15 protein-coding genes are annotated in these 16,609 nt (G+C 63.9%); 6 read left to right on the top strand and 9 right to left on the bottom strand.

The features are described 5' to 3' along the window. Positions 1–16: 16 nt before the first annotated feature. A complete protein-coding gene (locus EJ070_RS23705; RefSeq protein WP_126093516.1) occupies positions 17–1,726 on the bottom strand; it encodes an NAD+ synthase in 1,710 nt (569 codons plus the stop codon). 123 nt (positions 1,727–1,849) lie between these two features. Continuing rightward, a complete protein-coding gene (locus EJ070_RS23700) occupies positions 1,850–2,563 on the bottom strand; it encodes a DNA-3-methyladenine glycosylase I (protein WP_126093515.1) in 714 nt (237 codons plus the stop codon). 149 nt (positions 2,564–2,712) lie between these two features. Between EJ070_RS23700 and EJ070_RS23695 the strand changes: the two genes are divergently transcribed. Together EJ070_RS23695 and EJ070_RS23690 are read left to right on the top strand one after the other, a co-directional pair. Continuing rightward, positions 2,713–3,273 (top strand): DUF1003 domain-containing protein, encoded by a 561-nt coding sequence (locus tag EJ070_RS23695; RefSeq protein ID WP_126093514.1) that lies wholly within the window; start codon positions 2,713–2,715, stop codon positions 3,271–3,273. Continuing rightward, on the top strand, positions 3,273–3,881 hold the full coding sequence (locus EJ070_RS23690) for a DedA family protein (protein ID WP_126093513.1): 609 nt from the start codon (positions 3,273–3,275) through the stop codon (positions 3,879–3,881). The genes EJ070_RS23695 and EJ070_RS23690 overlap by 1 nt, the downstream gene beginning before the upstream one ends. A 28-nt stretch (positions 3,882–3,909) precedes the next feature. Here the strand turns inward: EJ070_RS23690 and EJ070_RS23685 are convergent, their stop codons facing one another. Next, entirely contained in the window at positions 3,910–4,269 is a 360-nt protein-coding gene (locus tag EJ070_RS23685) for a diacylglycerol kinase (protein WP_126093512.1), read from the bottom strand. A gap of 69 nt (positions 4,270–4,338) precedes the next feature. Continuing rightward, positions 4,339–4,758, bottom strand: a complete 420-nt coding sequence (locus EJ070_RS23680; RefSeq protein ID WP_126093511.1) for a GFA family protein — start codon at positions 4,756–4,758, stop codon at positions 4,339–4,341. Positions 4,759–5,080: 322 nt separating this feature from the next. Here EJ070_RS23680 and EJ070_RS23675 point away from each other — a divergent pair, with 322 nt between their 5' ends. From EJ070_RS23675 to EJ070_RS23665, 3 genes are all read left to right on the top strand, one after another. After that, positions 5,081–6,151, top strand: coding sequence for a GGDEF domain-containing protein (locus EJ070_RS23675; protein ID WP_126093510.1), 1,071 nt, complete (start codon positions 5,081–5,083; stop codon positions 6,149–6,151). Positions 6,152–6,240: 89 nt separating this feature from the next. Further along, positions 6,241–6,618: an antitoxin Xre/MbcA/ParS toxin-binding domain-containing protein gene (locus EJ070_RS23670; protein WP_126093509.1), complete on the top strand. Its 378-nt coding sequence runs from the start codon at positions 6,241–6,243 to the stop codon at positions 6,616–6,618. After that, positions 6,578–7,345 (top strand): RES family NAD+ phosphorylase, encoded by a 768-nt coding sequence (locus EJ070_RS23665; RefSeq protein WP_126093508.1) that lies wholly within the window; start codon positions 6,578–6,580, stop codon positions 7,343–7,345. The genes EJ070_RS23670 and EJ070_RS23665 overlap by 41 nt, the downstream gene beginning before the upstream one ends. 9 nt (positions 7,346–7,354) lie before the next feature. Here EJ070_RS23665 and EJ070_RS23660 read toward each other — a convergent pair whose 3' ends face one another. From EJ070_RS23660 to EJ070_RS23645, 4 genes are all read right to left on the bottom strand, one after another. Next, positions 7,355–8,059 (bottom strand): hypothetical protein, encoded by a 705-nt coding sequence (locus tag EJ070_RS23660; protein ID WP_126093507.1) that lies wholly within the window; start codon positions 8,057–8,059, stop codon positions 7,355–7,357. Between the two features lie 191 nt (positions 8,060–8,250). Then, positions 8,251–9,624: a 3-deoxy-7-phosphoheptulonate synthase class II gene (locus tag EJ070_RS23655; protein ID WP_126093506.1), complete on the bottom strand. Its 1,374-nt coding sequence runs from the start codon at positions 9,622–9,624 to the stop codon at positions 8,251–8,253. Positions 9,625–9,856: 232 nt separating this feature from the next. Further along, positions 9,857–13,354 (bottom strand): transcription-repair coupling factor, encoded by a 3,498-nt coding sequence (gene mfd / locus EJ070_RS23650; RefSeq protein ID WP_126093505.1) that lies wholly within the window; start codon positions 13,352–13,354, stop codon positions 9,857–9,859. Between the two features lie 14 nt (positions 13,355–13,368). Continuing rightward, a complete protein-coding gene (locus EJ070_RS23645) occupies positions 13,369–13,656 on the bottom strand; it encodes a succinate dehydrogenase assembly factor 2 (RefSeq protein WP_126093504.1) in 288 nt (95 codons plus the stop codon). A 93-nt stretch (positions 13,657–13,749) separates the two neighbouring features. On the opposite strand from EJ070_RS23645, the gene recG reads away from it, so the two are divergent. After that, the gene (gene recG, locus EJ070_RS23640) at positions 13,750–15,858 is read left to right on the top strand and encodes an ATP-dependent DNA helicase RecG (protein ID WP_126093503.1); all 2,109 of its coding nucleotides are present in this window, start codon (positions 13,750–13,752) and stop codon (positions 15,856–15,858) included. Here the strand turns inward: recG and EJ070_RS23635 are convergent. Beyond that, a complete protein-coding gene (locus EJ070_RS23635) occupies positions 15,810–16,568 on the bottom strand; it encodes a DUF502 domain-containing protein (RefSeq protein WP_126093502.1) in 759 nt (252 codons plus the stop codon). The genes recG and EJ070_RS23635 overlap by 49 nt on opposite strands. Between the last annotated feature and the right edge of the window lie 41 nt (positions 16,569–16,609).

Here is a 16,609-nt window from a genome sequence, read left to right as displayed (position 1 = left end):
CATACTGGGAGATATGCTAGCCGCGATCCCGGAACCGGTTGGTGATCGGGTAGCGGCGGTCGCGGCCGAAATTCTTCCTTGTGATCTTCACCCCCGGCGCTGCCTGCCGGCGCTTGTATTCGGCGATGTAGAGCAGATGCTCGACGCGCGCCACCGTGGCACGGTCATGGCCGCGCGCGACAATATCGTCGACGCCCATCTCATTCTCGACCAGGCATTCGAGGATGTCGTCCAGCACCGGATAGGGCGGCAGCGAATCCTGGTCGGTCTGGTTCTCGCGCAACTCGGCCGACGGCGCCTTGTCGATGATGTTCTTCGGAATCACCTCGCCCGATGGGCCGAGCGCGCCCGGCGGCACATGACTGTTACGCCAGCGCGACAGCGCATAGACCTGCATCTTGTAGAGGTCCTTGATCGGGTTGAAGCCGCCATTCATGTCGCCATAGAGCGTGGCGTAGCCGACCGACATCTCGCTCTTGTTGCCGGTGGTGACGACCATCGAGCCGAATTTGTTCGAGATCGCCATCAGGATCGTGCCGCGCGCGCGGCTCTGCAGGTTCTCCTCGGTAATGCCCTCCTGCGTGCCTTCGAAGAGCTGGGTCAACGCGTGCCGAAAACCTTCGACAGGCTCGAAGATCGGCACGATGTCGTAGCGGCAGCCGAGGGCACGGGCGCAGTCCTCGGCGTCTTTCAGCGAGTCCTTGGATGTGTAGCGGTAGGGCATCATGACGGTGCGCAGCCGCTCCTCGCCGAGCGCGTCGACGGCCAGCGCGGCGCAGATCGCGGAGTCGATGCCGCCGGAGAGGCCGAGCACCACATTCTTGAAGCCGTTCTTGTTGACGTAGTCGCGCAGGCCGAGCATGCACGCCCGGTAGTCGGCCTCTTCCCGCTCGGGAATCTTCGACATCGGGCCTTCCGAGCAGACCCAATGGTCGGAATTGTTTGCATTTTGCGCGCCTGCGGCGACGCGGCTTCTTTTCCATGTGGTGACGGCGACCGCTTCCTCGAACTGGCTCATCTGGAAGGCGAGCGTCTTGTCGGCGCCGATGGCAAACGAGGCGCCATCGAAGATCAGCTCGTCCTGGCCGCCGAGTTGGTTGGCATAGATCATCGGCAGGCCGGTTTCGATGACCTGGCGGATGACGACCTGGTGGCGGACGTCGATCTTGGCGCGGTAGTAAGGTGAGCCGTTCGGCACCAGGAGGATCTCGGCGCCGCTTTCGGCCAGCGTCTCGCAGACGGCGATATCGCCCCAGATGTCCTCGCAGATCGGAACGCCGATGCGCACGCCGCGGAAATTGACCGGCCCCTGCAGTTCCGGCCCGGCCTGGAAGACACGCTTCTCGTCGAACTCGCCATAGTTCGGCAGATCGAGCTTGTAGCGTTCGGCAATGATCTTGCCGCTATCGGCGAAGACGATCGAATTGTGCGTGCCCGACTTGCGCTTCAGCGGCGTGCCGATGATGACGCCCGGACCGCCATCGGCGGTGTCCTTGGCGAAATCCTGCGCTGCCTTTTCGCAAGCTTTCAGGAAGGCCGGCTTCAGCACCAGGTCTTCCGGCGGGTAGCCGGCGAGGAAGAGCTCGGTGTAGAGCACGAGGTCTGCGCCCTGGCGGGCGGCATCCGCCCTCGCCTCGCGCGCCTTGGCAAGATTGCCGGCGACGTCGCCGACAGTCGGATTGAGCTGGGCGACAGCGATGCGCAGGATGTCGGGTGCGTGGGTCATGCAGCGGATTTACCGTGGCCGAACACGCGCGGCAATGCCGATTGCTTGTGCCAATTAGGATCGATCGATTTTCGATCGTATCCTGATCGATCGATTTCGATCGCGACATCTCGCCGGTCAGGCCTAGTCGTTCATGTACTCGCTTAGCGCTTCCACGGAGCGGTTCTCGCCGATCGACATCGCCAGGATGCGCGATATGTGCCGGCGCGGCAGCCCGGTCTCGGCCGACCATTGATTGATCTGGGCCTGAATCCTGTCGAGATCTCGCTTCGAGGTCGGGCTTTCGGCGATGTCGAGGCCGGCATCGCGCAAGGCCGCCGCCATGTCGGTCGAGACGACAAAGGTGTCCCATTCCAGCCAGCGCAGGAAATACTGGCCGGTATTGCCGCCGAGTCGGCTGCCGTGCTTGGCGAGATAGGCGGTCAGCCCGACCTGGTCGTTAGCCGGCCATTCGGCGAGGAATTTGCCGAAGCTGCCATGCTCCTTTGACACCCGATCGACGAAGGCGGCATTGTCGCGGACGGATTTGATCTTCTGCGGGTTGCGCACGATCCGCTTGTCGGAAGCGAGCTCGTGCCAGAAATCGTCCGGCTGAAACAGGAGCCGCTTCGGCTCGAAACCAAGGAAGGCCTCCTCGAAACCCGGCCATTTCTGCTCGATCACGCGCCAGACGAAGCCGGCGGCAAAGATGCGCTCGGCCATGGTGGAGAGGATGCGGTCGTCGGGGACCTTCGCCACTGCCCGATTGTCGGGCATCGGCCCGAGCAGCGACGCCAGCGCTTCCTCACCGCCCTTGCGCTTTGCCGCCCGGGCTCGAATCTTCTGGAAGTCAAGCATCTGCGTCCTCGCCTGTGCCGATCAATCTATCACTTCCCGTTCACGCCGGCAGCCTCTACCTCTATGAGCAATTCCAGGAAAAGTGCATTGCGGTTTTCCGTCCGGAATTGCGTGGGAGCAGATATGCAGGCCTGGCGATGGAGAAGACGATGAACAAGACGGTCGAGGATATGGCGAACCGCTGGCTGAAGCGAAGGCCGGATGGTTTGAGCCCGCTTGAGAGCCGCGTGCTGCAATCCACGCTCGAACGCACCACCATCACCAGGGATACCAACAAGGCGATCGCCTTTCACCTGACCTTTGGCGACCGCGTCGCCGACACCATCGCCCGGATCGGCGGCTCATGGTCCTTCATCCTCGGCTTCATCGCTTTCCTCATCTTCTGGACTTTCGGCAATGTCTGGCTGCTTTCGCGCGACGCTTTCGACCCCTACCCCTTCATCTTCCTCAACCTCGTGCTCTCCATGGTCGCCGCCCTGCAGGCGCCGGTGATCATGATGTCGCAGAACCGCCAGACCGAGCGCGACCGCATCGACGCCGCCCACGATTATGAGGTCAACCTGAAGGCCGAGATCGAGATCATGGCCCTGCATGAAAAGCTCGACGAGCTGCGCCACAGCGAAATCATCGGCATGCGCGACGAGATCCTGCGCATGGCCGAGCAGATCAGGCGGATCGACGAGAAGCTGTCGGCGCGGTCCGAAAGCTGATGACCGAGGTTATCCACCGTCTCATCGAACAATACGGCCTGGTCGCGGTATTCCTGGGCTGCGTCGCCGAGGGCGAAAGCGCCGCGATCCTTGGCGGCTTCTTCGCGCATCAGCAGGTCTTCGTGCTCTGGCAGGCTTTCGTGGCCGCATTTCTCGGCGCCTTCGCCGGCGACACGTTCTTCTTCACCCTCGGCCGCAGCTTTGCCGATCATCCCTATGTCGTCAGGCTGCGCAGGCGGCCCGGGTTCCGCCGCGCCTACCGCCTGCTCAACACCCATCCCAACATCTTCGTGCTGACCAACCGCTACGTCTACGGGATGCGCCTTGTCGGCGGCATCGCCGCCGGGCTGTCAACCGTGTCGGTGCCGCGCTTCGTCATCCTGAACGCCATCTCGTCGGCGGTCTGGGCTGCCCTGTTCGGCACTGTCGGCTACGTCTTCGGATTGGGAGCGGAGCGCATGGTCGGCCAGGCGTTCGCCCGTCACGAGCGTCTGCTGATTGCGTTGGCGGTCGGTCTGGGGGTGGCGATCCTTGCTTGGCTGGTCGCTCACCACTTCGCCGGAAAGGAGCGCGTCAAGGACGCACGGGACGGCCAGGCAAATCGTTGATTCTGGGTTTCGTCCTGTACCGGCAAGATCAGATCGGCGCTCCGACGATGCGTTCGATAAGAGCGATGGCCCAGACAGCGGCCGCAACCACGATCGAAATCAGCACGGCCAGCGAACCACAATCCTTGGCGAGTTGGATGTCGACGTTGAATTCGCGGCTGAACGCATCGCAGGCCGCCTCGATTCCGGTGTTGAGCACTTCGACTATGATCAGCAGCAGCACTGCGGCGATCAACAGCGCATAGCCACGCCAAGACACCGAGATGAACCAGCCAGCCGGCAGGGCAAGCGCCAGCAGCAAGAGTTCCTGCTGGAATGCCTTTTCATGGGCAGCCAGCTTGCGGAAAGCCCGCACCGAATTGATGAAAGCGTCGATCAGCCGCTGCATGCCCAGCCTCGTTTCGAGTCACAGGCAGGGGATTATCGCAATGGCCGGATCAAGGGAAGCCGCCCAAAATCATCCGTCCGCAACCTTGATCGCCGGCGTCGACTTCTCGAACTGCGGCAGCCCGTCGTAGATCGCGTAATAATCTCCCTTGTCGCCGACGAAGATGTGGCTTTCGGCCGAAAGGCCGGTCGGTTTGTCGAACGAACCGGCCATGATCGAGATGGTGTCCAGTTCGTTGTGCTTCCAAAACAGCACCGAGCCGCAGCCGCGGCAGAAGCCGCGTTTCGCGACATCGGAAGCGCCATACCAGGTGAGCGCCTCGGCGCCCTCTATGTCGATATCGGCATCTTTCGAGGCGGTCGCGGCAACGAAATGGCCGGTTTGCTTGCGGCATTGCGAGCAATGGCAATAGACCACCCCGCGCAACGGTCCCCTCGTCCTGAAGCGCACCGCCCCGCACAGGCACGATCCACTATGATTGTCGTCCATCCCGGCCTCCTTCGATATCGTTCGCCTCGATCGTCGCCGGACAGAATTCCAGCTTTATGGTTGCCGGGCATGGACAAATGCGACACCGAAGCGGCGCTATTCGAAAGCCGTTTCTGCACCGAACTGCCCCCTGTGGTAGCGACAATGATGAGGAAATGCAGGCTATTAAGGAAACTTTAGCGCGGCTGCATTTATGATTCCTGCAAGCGATGGTCGTGTTGGGGACGCGCCATCGCATCGCAAATTCTGATTCAAATCCCCGTGTGGGCGACTCCCGGCGGTGGCAAGGTCTCCGGTCGCACTGAAGGGTGATGAACAGGATATGCAACCGGCAGCGGTCCCGACCGACAGGAATAGCGACATCGCCAGCACCGTTGTGGCGACCATGCGCCAGCTTGGCGTGCTCGGCCTGCCGCGCAACTACGAGATCTTCTACGAAGCGCTCAACGGCAGCAATCACGAACTCAGCCTTGCCGTCGTCTCGTTGAGCAACCGGCCAACGCAGGAGGATCTCGACGGCATCGGGCGCAGCTTCTTCCCGCAGCACCATGGCCCCGCCATTGTCGAACATGCCCGCGAGATGGTCGCCAAGGAGCTCGAGGACATCGCCTCGCTGTTGCGGAGCGAGCGCACGCATATCGAAAAATACGGCCGCATCCTCGACGAGACGTCGAGCGGCTTGAGCAATCGAAGCCTGCTCTCGCAGGATCTGCTGCACAAGATTGCCGGCGCCATGTCGGCAGCCACCAGTTCGACGCTGGACCACAACCGCCAGATCGCCAGCACGCTCAGCGAAAAGACCGCCGAACTCGAGAGCGTCAAATCGAAGCTCGAGGAATACAAGCGGCTCGCCGATACCGATCCGCTGACGCAGATCTGGAATCGCCGCGCCTTCGACAAGGAAATCACCCGCATCTACAACAGCAACCGCGGCATCCTGTTCAACGCGTTGATCCTTGCCGATATCGATCGCTTCAAGGACATCAACGACCGCTACGGCCACCCGGTAGGCGACAAGATCATACAGATCGTCGCCGAGATCTTCCGATCCAGCGTCCGCGCCGACATGTTCGTGGCCCGCACGGGCGGCGAGGAGTTCGCGCTTATCGTCGAAGGCGCCAGCGAGGACACCACCTACGAGATCGCCGAGCGGATCCGCGTGCTGATCGAACAGACGCCGTTCACCAGCAGCCAGACCGGCATGAACTATGGCACCGTGACCGTGTCCATGGGCATCTGCATGGCTTCCGAGGCCGACAACCCGGAAGACCTCTACACCAAGGCCGACCGTGCGCTCTACCGCTCCAAGGTCAGCGGTCGCAACCGCGTGACAAGGCATTCCACCATGGCCGGCCGTGCCGGCAAAGGTTGGCTGCTCTACAAGAAAGATTGAGTTCAGCAAACGCATCCTCCGTCGGGGCAGCCCCTTTCCAAATGAATTTTTGTGGACTATATTTTCCACAGAAATGAAAGGGTGCGCTCATGCCACGTCCAGTCGCTGCCGCGACGGCGATGGAGAATGCCGTCATTACCAAGGCTACGCTGCGCGCGGCCGACCTACTCGACATCACCGCGAGGACGCTGGCGCTGGTCATCGGCGTCTCGGAAGCGACGGTCTCGCGCATGCGCAAGCAGGAATTCCTGCTCGAGCGCGGCACCAAGCCGTTCGAGCTTGCGGTGCTGTTCGTCCGGCTGTTCCGCTCGCTCGACGCCATCGTCGGCGGCGACGAGACCGTCGCCCGGGCATGGCTGAAGAACCCGAACACGGCGCTCGACGGCACGCCGCTCGAAAAGATCCTCACCATTGCCGGACTTGTCGATGTCATCGCCTACCTGGACTCCCGACGCGCTCTCGTCTGAGGCCGTCAGGCTCGAAGGCAAGTATTGGCGGATGGTCGAGGCGCAGCACCGCGTCTCGACGCTCAAGCTCGTCGACACGCTTGACGAACAGGGCCTGCTGGAGGACCTCATCGAGGAGACCAAGCCGCGGGTCCCGCTCGAATGCCGCCATCTTCATTATCTTCTGGCGACACCCTTCCGCTACGGCTCGATCTATCCGTATGGCTCGCGCTTCCGCCGCGCGGGCAAGACCAAAGGCGTCTACTACGCCGCCGAAACCGTGCTGACGGCCGTGGCGGAAATGGCCTTCTACCGCTTGCTGTTCTTCGCTGAATCGCCGCAGACGCAATGGCCGAACGACGCGGCCGAATACACCGCCTTTGCCGCGGCGATCAAATGCGAGAAGGCGATCGACCTCACCCGGCCGCCGCTCGACCGCGACGAGAGGGTCTGGACGCATCCGACCGACTATGCCGCCTGCCAGGCCATCGCCGACGTCGCGCGCGAGGCCGAGATGCAGGCGATCCGCTATCGTTCGGCGCGCGATCCGAAGGGCGCCAACATCGCGCTCCTGACGTGCAAGGGCTTTGCCAAGGCCAAGCCGCTCGAGCCTCACACCTGGCGCATCCGCATCGGCTCGCTCGGCGTCCAGGCGATTTGCGAATTCCCCGACAAGCGGCTCGAATTCTCGCGCACAGCCTTTGCCGATCCAAGACTGGCGAACATGCGCTGGGTGCGCGGCCACTGACGTTTCGACCTAAGCGAGGATGTTCACGGCACGCGCAGCCACCAGCGCGATCGTCAGCAGCGAGATCATCGCCTCGGCCATCATCAGGAGCTTGGCGCGTTGGGTGAGCGGCAAGGTGTCGGTCGGCGAAAACGCCGTCGCGTTGGTGAACGCAAGAAACACGTAGTCGACAAAGCCCGGCAGCCAGTCGCGGACCTCGCGGTCTAGCAGCGTCATCTGCGGGAACAGGAAATCGGCATGCGCGCGCTTGACCAGACCGCAGGTCGGCGGGCCGCCGCGATCGGTGCTCCAGAACCACAGCGCGAAGACGATGACGTTGGTGACCCAGATATTCAGCGCATCGAGCAGCAGTGTCGTGCCGGCGCCGGCATGGCCTTCGAGCAGCGCCCTGACCAGGAAGACCAGCGAGCCGCAATTCATGATGCTGATGACGCCGGTCATGACCAGGGCGGTGCGGCGGATGAAGACGCGGAACCGGCCGATCGCGTACCAATGTTCGTGGTCGACGGCCTTCTGCGTCGCCATCTGCGTCCAGGCCGTCGCGACCGACAGGGGCACCAGCAGCGCCGCCTCGATCGCGGGCGCCAACCAGCGCGGACCGAACGACAGATCGTTGATGACCAGAAGCTGCAGGCAGATGACGACAAGCACCGCCGCCCGCGCCGACCAGAAGTCGATCGCGCGGTGATGGATGATGGCATGCTCGTGACGCATGGCGGAACCTGTGCCGTGTGCGCGGTTTCTCGACCGCGGCGGCGACACCTCCACCTCAATCTTGGTCTTGCGATGGTCGCGTAACTATAAATTTTCGTAAGGTTTTTGGCGAAACGCCGTGCCGGGCCGGCCCCAAACGAAAAGAGCGCCGGATTTGCTCCGGCGCCCGGGTTCGATCGCCAGCAGTTGGCTCAGGCGCTGGCGGCCTGCTTGTGCTGGACCGGATGGCTCTTCTTCAAGAGGTCTGAGACCAGGAAGGCGAGCTCGATCGCCTGGTCGGCGTTGAGGCGCGGATCGCAATGCGTGTGGTAGCGATCCTGCAGATTCTCGGCGGTAATGGCGCGGGCGCCGCCCGTGCATTCGGTGACGTTCTTGCCGGTCATTTCGACATGGATGCCGCCCGGATGCGTGCCCTCGGCGCGATGCACCTCGAAGAAGGTCTGCACTTCCTTGAGAATGCGGTCGAATGGCCGCGTTTTGTAGCCGGCCGCCTCGATGGTGTTGCCATGCATCGGGTCCGACGACCACACCACGTTGCGGCCTTCCTTCTTCACCGCCCGCACCAGCTTCGGCAGATGCTCCGCCACCTTGTCGGATCCAAAGCGCGCGATCAGCGTCAGCCGGCCCGGCTCGTTCTCGGGGTTGAGCAGGTCGATCAGTTCCATGAGGCCGTCCGGCGTCAGCGACGGACCGCATTTCAGGCCGAGCGGGTTCTTGATGCCTCGGCAATATTCGACATGCGCATGGTCGGGCTGGCGGGTACGGTCGCCGATCCAGATCATGTGGCCCGAGGTCGCGTACCAGTCGCCCGAGGTCGAATCGACGCGGGTCAGCGCTTCTTCATAACCCAGCAGCAGCGCCTCGTGGCTGGTGTAGAAATCGGTCTCGCGCAGCGCGAAATTGGTTTCCGACGTGATGCCGACCGCGCGCATGAAATCCATCGTCTCGGTGATGCGGTTGGCGAGCGATTCGTATTTTTCGCCTTGCGGGCTGTCTGCGACGAAGCCCAGCATCCAGCGATGCACGTTCTCCAGGCTGGCATAGCCGCCCTGCGCGAAGGCGCGCAGAAGATTGAGTGTCGCCGCCGACTGGCGGTAGGCCATCTCCTGCCTGGCCGGATCGGGGATGCGCGACTTGGCGTCGAACTCGATGCCATTGATAATGTCGCCGCGATAGCTCGGCAGGGTTACGCCGCCCTTGGTCTCGCTGTCGGACGAGCGCGGCTTGGCGAACTGGCCGGCGACGCGGCCGACCTTCACCACCGGTTGCGCGCCGGCGAAGGTGAGCACGACAGACATCTGCAGGAAAACGCGGAAGAAGTCGCGGATGTTGTCGGCGCCATGCTCGGCAAAGCTCTCGGCGCAGTCGCCACCCTGGAGCAGGAAAGCTTCGCCGGCAGCGACCGCCGCCAGTTGCTTCTTTAGCTTGCGCGCCTCACCGGCAAAAACGAGCGGCGGGTAGGTGGCAAGCCGCGCTTCCGTGACCTCCAGCGCCGCAAGGTCCGGATAGACCGGAACTTGCTTGATCGGCTTTGCTCTCCACGAATTCGGCGACCATTTCGTCATCGCTGCACCCAAACGCCCTTTCAGAACAATTCCCGGAAAGTGTGAAACGTTTAGGCTCGGCGACTTCGCCGTGCCCACCATCCGGAATTGCGTCAATCGAACAAGCAGGCCCTCGCCCGCAAAACCCTGTGACTAGGATCGCGGCTCCTTACACGAAGCCGATTTCCTATTCTAGACGGGAATTTCAGCAGTGGCGAATGCCTTCGCCTGCCAGAGCGCCGCGGCGAAGCCGTTAGGCGGCTTTGTCGACCAACCGCGCCAATTGCGTCATCACCACTGCCGATCCGGCCAAGCGTTTCTCTGCGTTCGGCCAGTCGCGGATGAAGACGACGCTGTGATCGGCCCTGATCTTGGCCAGCGACCCCTGCTCGCCGATGAACCTGACCAGTCCGACGGGGTTGGGGAATTCGCGCTTGCGGAAGTGAATGACGACGCCCTTGGGTCCGGCGTCGAGCTTCTCGACATTGGCCTTGCGGCAGAGCGCCTTGATGAAGACGATTTTCAAAAGGTGCGTCACCTCCTCCGGCAGCGGCCCGAAACGGTCGATCAGCTCGGCGCCGAAACCATCGATCTCCTCGGTGGTTTCGAGTTCGCCGAGGCGGCGGTAGAGCGCCATCCTGAGCTGCAAATCGGGCACATAGCTTTCCGGGATCATCACGGCCGTGCCGACCGCGATCTGCGGCGACCAGCCGCCATCCTGCACTTCGCCCGAATCCTTCACCTCGGCCACCGCCTCCTCCAGCATCTGCTGGTAAAGCTCGAAACCGACCTCCTTGATGTGCCCGGACTGCTCTTCGCCGAGAAGATTGCCCGCGCCGCGGATGTCGAGGTCATGGCTGGCGAGCTGGAAGCCGGCGCCGAGCGTGTCGAGCGACTGCAGCACCTTCAGCCGGCGCTCGGCCGTGTCGGTGAGCTTGCGGTTCGCCGGCAGCGTGAACAGCGCGTAGGCGCGCACCTTCGAGCGGCCGACACGGCCGCGCAACTGATAGAGCTGGGCCAGGCCGAACATGTCGGCACGATGGATGATCAGCGTGTTGGCGGTCGGGATGTCGAGGCCGGATTCGACGATGGTCGTCGACAGGAGCACGTCGTACTGGCCGTCGTAGAAGGCATTCATGATGTCGTCGAGTTCGCCGGCCGGCATCTGCCCGTGGGCGACCGCCACTTTCAGCTCCGGTACGGATTCCCTCAAGAAATCATGGATTTCGGCAAGATCGCTGATGCGCGGCACGACATAGAAGGAATGGCCGCCGCGATAGCGCTCGCGCAGCAGCGTCTCGCGGATGACCAGCGGATCGAATGGCGAGATGAAGGTGCGCACCGCCATGCGGTCGACCGGCGGCGTGGCGATCAGCGACAGTTCGCGCACACCGGTCAGCGCCAGTTGCAGCGTGCGCGGGATCGGCGTCGCCGACAACGTCAGCACATGCACGTCGTTCTTGAGCTCCTTCAGCCGCTCCTTGTGCTTGACGCCGAAATGCTGCTCCTCGTCGATGATCAGCAGGCCGAGATTCTTGAACGAGATCGAGCTGCCGAGCAGCGCGTGGGTGCCGACCACGATGTCGACCGTGCCTTCGGCGATGCCTTTCTTGGTTTCGGCCAGTTCCTTTGAGCCGACCAGGCGCGACGCCTGCGCGATGCGGATCGGCAGGCCGGAGAAGCGCTGCGAAAAAGTTTTGAAGTGCTGGCGCGACAGCAATGTCGTCGGCACCACCACCGCGACCTGGAATCCTTCCATCGCCCCGATGAAGGCGGCGCGCAGCGCCACTTCCGTCTTACCGAAGCCGACGTCGCCGCAGACCAGCCGGTCCATCGGCTTGCCGGCGCCGAGATCGTCCATGACGGAATCGATCGCCGTCTGCTGATCGTCGGTTTCCTCATAGGGAAAGCGGGCGGCGAACTCGCCATAGAGGCCTTCAGCCGGGATCATAGTCGGCGCGGCGCGCATCTGCCGCTCCGCGGCGATGCGGATCAACTGCCCGGCCATATCGAGCAGGCGCCGCTTCAGCCGCGCCTTGCGCGCCTGCCAGGCGCCGCCGCCGAGCTTGTCGAGCGCGGCTTCCGCCGAGTCCGACCCGTAGCGCGACAGGAGCTCGATGTTTTCCACCGGCAGAAACAGGCGGTCGTCGCCGGCGTAGTGGATTTCGAGGCAGTCATGCGGCGCGCCGACCGCCTCGATGGTGCGCAGGCCGACGAAGCGGCCGATGCCGTGATCGGCATGGACGACGATGTCGCCTGAAGACAGCGACGTGGCCTCCGCGATGAAGTCGGAAGCGCGCTTCTTGCGCTTCGAGCGGCGGATCAGCCTGTCGCCGAGAATGTCCTGCTCGGCGACGACGACCATGCCGTCGGTCTCGAAGCCCGATTCGAGCGGCAGCACGGCGAGCCCCGCCTGCCCCGGCTCGAGCTTTTCAACCTCGGCAAGCGTCGCGACGGGCTTGAGGTTGCCGAGATGGTGTTCGGCGAGGATCTGGCCGAGCCGGTCGAGCGAGCCTTCGGTCCAGCCGGCGACGACGACACGGCGTCGCGCGGCGCGCTCGTCGGCGATGTGCTTCACCACGACGTCGAAGACGTTGATGTTGGGGTCGGCGCGCTCCTCGGCGAAGCGGCGGCCATGCCGCGAGCCGGCATGGAAGACTTTTCTGCCGCCGACATCGGGCGCATCGAAGACGGTGAAGTCGATGTCTTCGCGCGGGCCGAGCGAAGCTCTGAGGTTCTCCGGCGAGAGGTAAAGCAGGTCCGGCGCCACCGGCTTATAGGGCACCGCATCCTTCAGCGCGCCGTCGGCCTGCTTGCGGCGAGCCTCATAGTGGTCGAGGATCAGCGTGTGACGCTCGGCCAGCGCCTCATGCGCCAGATGATCGAAGACAACCGGCGCATCCGGCAGATAGTCGAACACCGTCTCCAGCCGTTCGTAAAAGAAGGGCAGCCAGTGCTCCATGCCGGCGAAGCGGCGCCCTTCGCTGACCGCGGCGTAGAGCGCGTCGTCGCGCGACGGTGCGCCGAAAGCCTCGATATAGGAGCGGCGGAAGCGGCTGATCGTCTCCGGCGTCAGCGCCACCTCGCTCATCGCCTGCAGCGCCATCGACTTGCGCTGTCCGGTGGTGCGCTGGGTCGCCACGTCGAAAATACGGATCGATTCCAGCGTGTCGCCGAAAAAGTCGAGCCTCAGCGCCTCGCTCCAGCCGGGCGCGAAGAGGTCGAGGATGCCGCCGCGCACAGCGAATTCGCCGACGTCGCGCACGGTCGGCACGCGCTCGAAGCCGGAGGTCTCCAGCCGCGCGATCAGCACCTTCATGTCGATCTGGTTGCCGGGCCTGGCATGGAAGGTCTGCGCTTCGATCAACCCGGCCGGCGGTATGCGCTGAAGCAGCGCATTGGCGGTGGTGAGGATCACGGCGCGATGCGGCTTCCTGGCGAGCGCAATGATGGCGGAAAGCGCGTCGAGCCGCCGCGCGGCGGCATCCGCGCCGGGCGACACACGGTCATAGGGCAGGCAGTCCCAGGCGGGCAGTTCCAGCACCGGCAGGCCGGGCGCCGCGAAGGCCAGCGCTTCGATGATCGCCGGCAGCCGCTGGCCGTCGCGCGCGACGAACAGCACCGGCTTGTCGGGTGCGATCTCCTGCGCCGTCCGCACCAGCGCGAAGGCTTCATAGCCGTCGGCGACGCCGTCGACGACGAACTGGCCGGCGCGGCCCTTGGGCAGGCCGATGGAAGGGATGAGGCTCATGGGTTATGCGTTTTTCACAATGTCATGGTCCGGCGCGACGCCAGGATCTTGTGCAGCACCGCGCAATCGATATCGGGCGGAACCGGGCGTTCGCCGGTGATCATCGGCAGGAATTCGGTGTCGGGGATTTCGAGGAGCTTTTCATATTGGTCGATTTCGTCGCCGGTCAAGGCGCCGATCTCGGCATCGGCGAAGGAACCGAGTATGAGGTCCATCTCGCGCATGCCGCGGTGCCAGGAGCGGAACAGGAGCTTACGCCGGCGGGCATCCAACCCCTCGCTTGATCGCTGTGTTCCGGTCATTGCGCCGCATCCCTGTTCGAGCGGCGCATATAGCGTGGATAGCGACCGGTGTCAGCCTTTGCGCTGCGGCCGTCGCGACATAAGCTGACACCCATGCGTCCTACCATCCTCGATCCTCTGTTCGTCCCGATTACCTCGCTTGCCGGCATTGGTCCGAAAGTCGGGACCATGATCGAACGGGTTGTGCCGGCTGATCTCGGCGATCGTCCCGCGCGTGCCGCCGACCTCTTGTTCGTGCTGCCGAACACGGTGATCGACCGCCGCAACCGGCCCGGCATCGCGCTCTCGGCCGAGGGCCAGATCGTCACCCTCGAGGTGCGGGTCGACCGCCACCAGCCACCGCCGCGCGGCAACAGGTCCGTGCCCTATCGGGTCTATGCCCATGACGACACCGGCGAGATCGCCCTGACCTTCTTCCATGCCCATGCCGCCTATCTGCAGAAGATGCTGCCGGAAGGCGAGCATGTCGTGATTTCCGGCCGCATGGAATGGTTCAACGGCCGCCCGACCATGGTCCATCCCGACCATATCGCGCCAATCGACGAGGCCGAGGGCCTGCCGCTGGTCGAGCCGGTCTATCCGCTTACCGCCGGCCTGTCGGCAAAAGTGCTGCGCCGCGCCATCGGGCAGGCGCTCGGTCGCCTGCCTGAACTGCCGGAATGGCAGGACGACGCCTTCATGCGTCGCCACACTTTTCCGTCCTTCGGCGATGCGCTTACCCGCATCCACAATCCGGCGGATCCGATCGACGTCGCCGTCGAGGGTTCGGCCTGGCGCCGCCTGGCTTACGACGAATTCCTCGCCGGGCAGGTGTCGCTGGCGCTGGTGCGGGCAAGAATCCGCCGGCTGTCAGGCCGGCCGCTCACCGGCGACGGCCGCATCGTCGAGCGGCTGCGCGCGGCCCTGCCTTACAAGCTCACGCCCAGTCAGGAATTCGCGCTCGGCGAGATCAATGCCGATCTGGCCGACCCCGAACGCATGCTGCGCCTGTTGCAGGGCGACGTCGGCTCCGGCAAGACCGTGGTTGCCCTGCTCGCCATGGGGCGAGCGGTCGAGGCAGGCGGCCAGGCCGCGCTGATGGCGCCGACCGAGATTTTGGCACGCCAACACCTGGCGACCATCGCGCCTCTGGCGGAAAAAGCCGGGCTGCGCGTTGCCATCCTCACCGGGCGCGAAAAAGGCCGCGAGCGCACCGAGACGCTGGAAGGTCTTGCCGGCGGCACGATCGACATCGTCGTCGGCACCCACGCGCTGTTCCAGGAAACGGTCACGTTCCACGACCTCGTGCTTGCCGTCGTCGACGAGCAGCACCGCTTCGGCGTCCACCAGCGGCTGGCGATCACCGCCAAGGGCGACGCACCCGACATGCTGGTGATGACGGCGACCCCTATTCCCCGCACGCTGGTGCTCACCGCCTTCGGCGACATGGATGTCTCGAAACTTACAGAGAAACCGGCCGGCCGGCAGCCGATCCGCACGGTCACCTTGCCGATGGAGCGGCTGGACGAACTGGTCGGGCGCATGCGCGACGCCGTCGCCGAAGGCCAGAAGATCTATTGGATCTGCCCACTGGTCGAGGAATCCGAAGAGGTCAAGCTGATGTCGGCTGAGGACCGTTTCGCTTCGTTGAAGCCGCTGTTCGGCGACCAGATCGGCCTGGTGCATGGCCGCATGAAGGGTGCCGAGAAGGACGAGGCGATGCGCGCTTTCAAGCAGGGCGAGACGCGCATCCTGATCGCAACCACCGTCATCGAGGTCGGCGTCGACGTGCCGGACGCCACCATCATGGTTATCGAACATGCCGAGCGCTTCGGCCTTGCGCAACTGCACCAGTTGCGCGGCCGCGTCGGGCGCGGCGACCGGGCCTCCTCCTGCGTGCTGCTCTACAAGGACCCGCTCGGCGAGACGGCGAAGCGCCGGCTTTCCGTGATGCGCGAGACCGAAGACGGCTTCCGCATCGCCGAGGAGGATCTGAAGCTGCGTGGCGAAGGCGAGTTGCTGGGCACCCGCCAGTCCGGCACCCCCGGCTTCCAGGTGGCGCGCATCGAATTCCATGCCGATCTGCTCGAAGCCGCGCGCGACGAGGCGCGACTGATCCTGTCGCGCGATCCGGAACTGCAGTCCGAACGCGGCGAAGCGCTTCGGCTGCTGCTTTACCTGTTCGGTCGCGACGAGGCGGTGCGCTTGCTGCGGGCCGGCTGAGGCCCGGCGCCGACTGGCGGGTTGGCAAGCGGACCCTCGATCCGTTCGCCGTTCAGCGTCACCAGCTTGGTCTTGACCTCCGGCGCCACAAGGCCAGCCGAAACGATCAGCTTGGCGCCATCCTCGATGCTCATGTCGAGCAGCACAATCTCGGATTTCAGCACATACATCAGGAACCCCGTGGTCGGGTTCGGCGTGCAGGGCATGAACACCGCGATCAGCGGATCGCCTTCCTGGTCGAGCTTCTGGTTGATCTCGGTTTCTTTCTCGCTGGCGACGAAGACCAGCGACCAGACTCCTTTTCGCGGATATTCGACCAGCCCGACCTGGCGGAACATGTCGCCCTTGTTCGACAGCACCGTCTCGAAGATCTGCTTCAGCGAGCTATAGATGCCGCGCACCAGCGGCATTCGGCCAAGCAGTCGCTCGCCGAAATTGACAATGGCGCGGCCGACGATGTTTGCCGTCATGAAGCCGATGAACGTGATGAGCACCAGCGCCACGATCAGCCCGAAGCCGGGGACCGGGAACGGCAGATAGGTGTCGGGATTGTAGCGGGCCGGAATGTAGGGCTTCACCCAGGAATCGACCCATCCGATGAGGGACCAGGCGATATAGGCGGTGATCGCCAGCGGCGCGCAGACGACGAAGCCCGTCAGGAAATAGTTCCTGAGCCGGGCAATGCCAGAGGTCTTCAGGGCGTCGGACATAGGATCACCGCAGCGCAGATTGCGACGCTGAGATTAGTGAA

Origin of the sequence: Mesorhizobium sp. M1E.F.Ca.ET.045.02.1.1 (genome assembly GCF_003952485.1) — a bacterium.
GTDB lineage: Bacteria > Pseudomonadota > Alphaproteobacteria > Rhizobiales > Rhizobiaceae > Mesorhizobium.
The sequence above is the reverse complement of the archived record's forward strand: the minus strand, read 5'-3'. Positions and strand labels throughout refer to the sequence as shown.

What these genes read in the sequence shown, in the direction of transcription:
- EJ070_RS23705 (WP_126093516.1), bottom strand. Translation starts at nt 1,726, where the DNA reads ATGACCCACGCACCCGACATCCTGCGCATCGCTGTCGCCCAGCTCAAT.
- EJ070_RS23700 (WP_126093515.1), bottom strand. Translation starts at nt 2,563, where the DNA reads ATGCTTGACTTCCAGAAGATTCGAGCCCGGGCGGCAAAGCGCAAGGGC.
- EJ070_RS23695 (WP_126093514.1), top strand. Translation starts at nt 2,713, where the DNA reads ATGAACAAGACGGTCGAGGATATGGCGAACCGCTGGCTGAAGCGAAGG.
- EJ070_RS23690 (WP_126093513.1), top strand. Translation starts at nt 3,273, where the DNA reads ATGACCGAGGTTATCCACCGTCTCATCGAACAATACGGCCTGGTCGCG.
- EJ070_RS23685 (WP_126093512.1), bottom strand. Translation starts at nt 4,269, where the DNA reads ATGCAGCGGCTGATCGACGCTTTCATCAATTCGGTGCGGGCTTTCCGC.
- EJ070_RS23680 (WP_126093511.1), bottom strand. Translation starts at nt 4,758, where the DNA reads ATGGACGACAATCATAGTGGATCGTGCCTGTGCGGGGCGGTGCGCTTC.
- EJ070_RS23675 (WP_126093510.1), top strand. Translation starts at nt 5,081, where the DNA reads ATGCAACCGGCAGCGGTCCCGACCGACAGGAATAGCGACATCGCCAGC.
- EJ070_RS23670 (WP_126093509.1), top strand. Translation starts at nt 6,241, where the DNA reads ATGCCACGTCCAGTCGCTGCCGCGACGGCGATGGAGAATGCCGTCATT.
- EJ070_RS23665 (WP_126093508.1), top strand. Translation starts at nt 6,578, where the DNA reads ATGTCATCGCCTACCTGGACTCCCGACGCGCTCTCGTCTGAGGCCGTC.
- EJ070_RS23660 (WP_126093507.1), bottom strand. Translation starts at nt 8,059, where the DNA reads ATGCGTCACGAGCATGCCATCATCCATCACCGCGCGATCGACTTCTGG.
- EJ070_RS23655 (WP_126093506.1), bottom strand. Translation starts at nt 9,624, where the DNA reads ATGACGAAATGGTCGCCGAATTCGTGGAGAGCAAAGCCGATCAAGCAA.
- mfd (WP_126093505.1), bottom strand. Translation starts at nt 13,354, where the DNA reads ATGAGCCTCATCCCTTCCATCGGCCTGCCCAAGGGCCGCGCCGGCCAG.
- EJ070_RS23645 (WP_126093504.1), bottom strand. Translation starts at nt 13,656, where the DNA reads ATGACCGGAACACAGCGATCAAGCGAGGGGTTGGATGCCCGCCGGCGT.
- recG (WP_126093503.1), top strand. Translation starts at nt 13,750, where the DNA reads ATGCGTCCTACCATCCTCGATCCTCTGTTCGTCCCGATTACCTCGCTT.
- EJ070_RS23635 (WP_126093502.1), bottom strand. Translation starts at nt 16,568, where the DNA reads ATGTCCGACGCCCTGAAGACCTCTGGCATTGCCCGGCTCAGGAACTAT.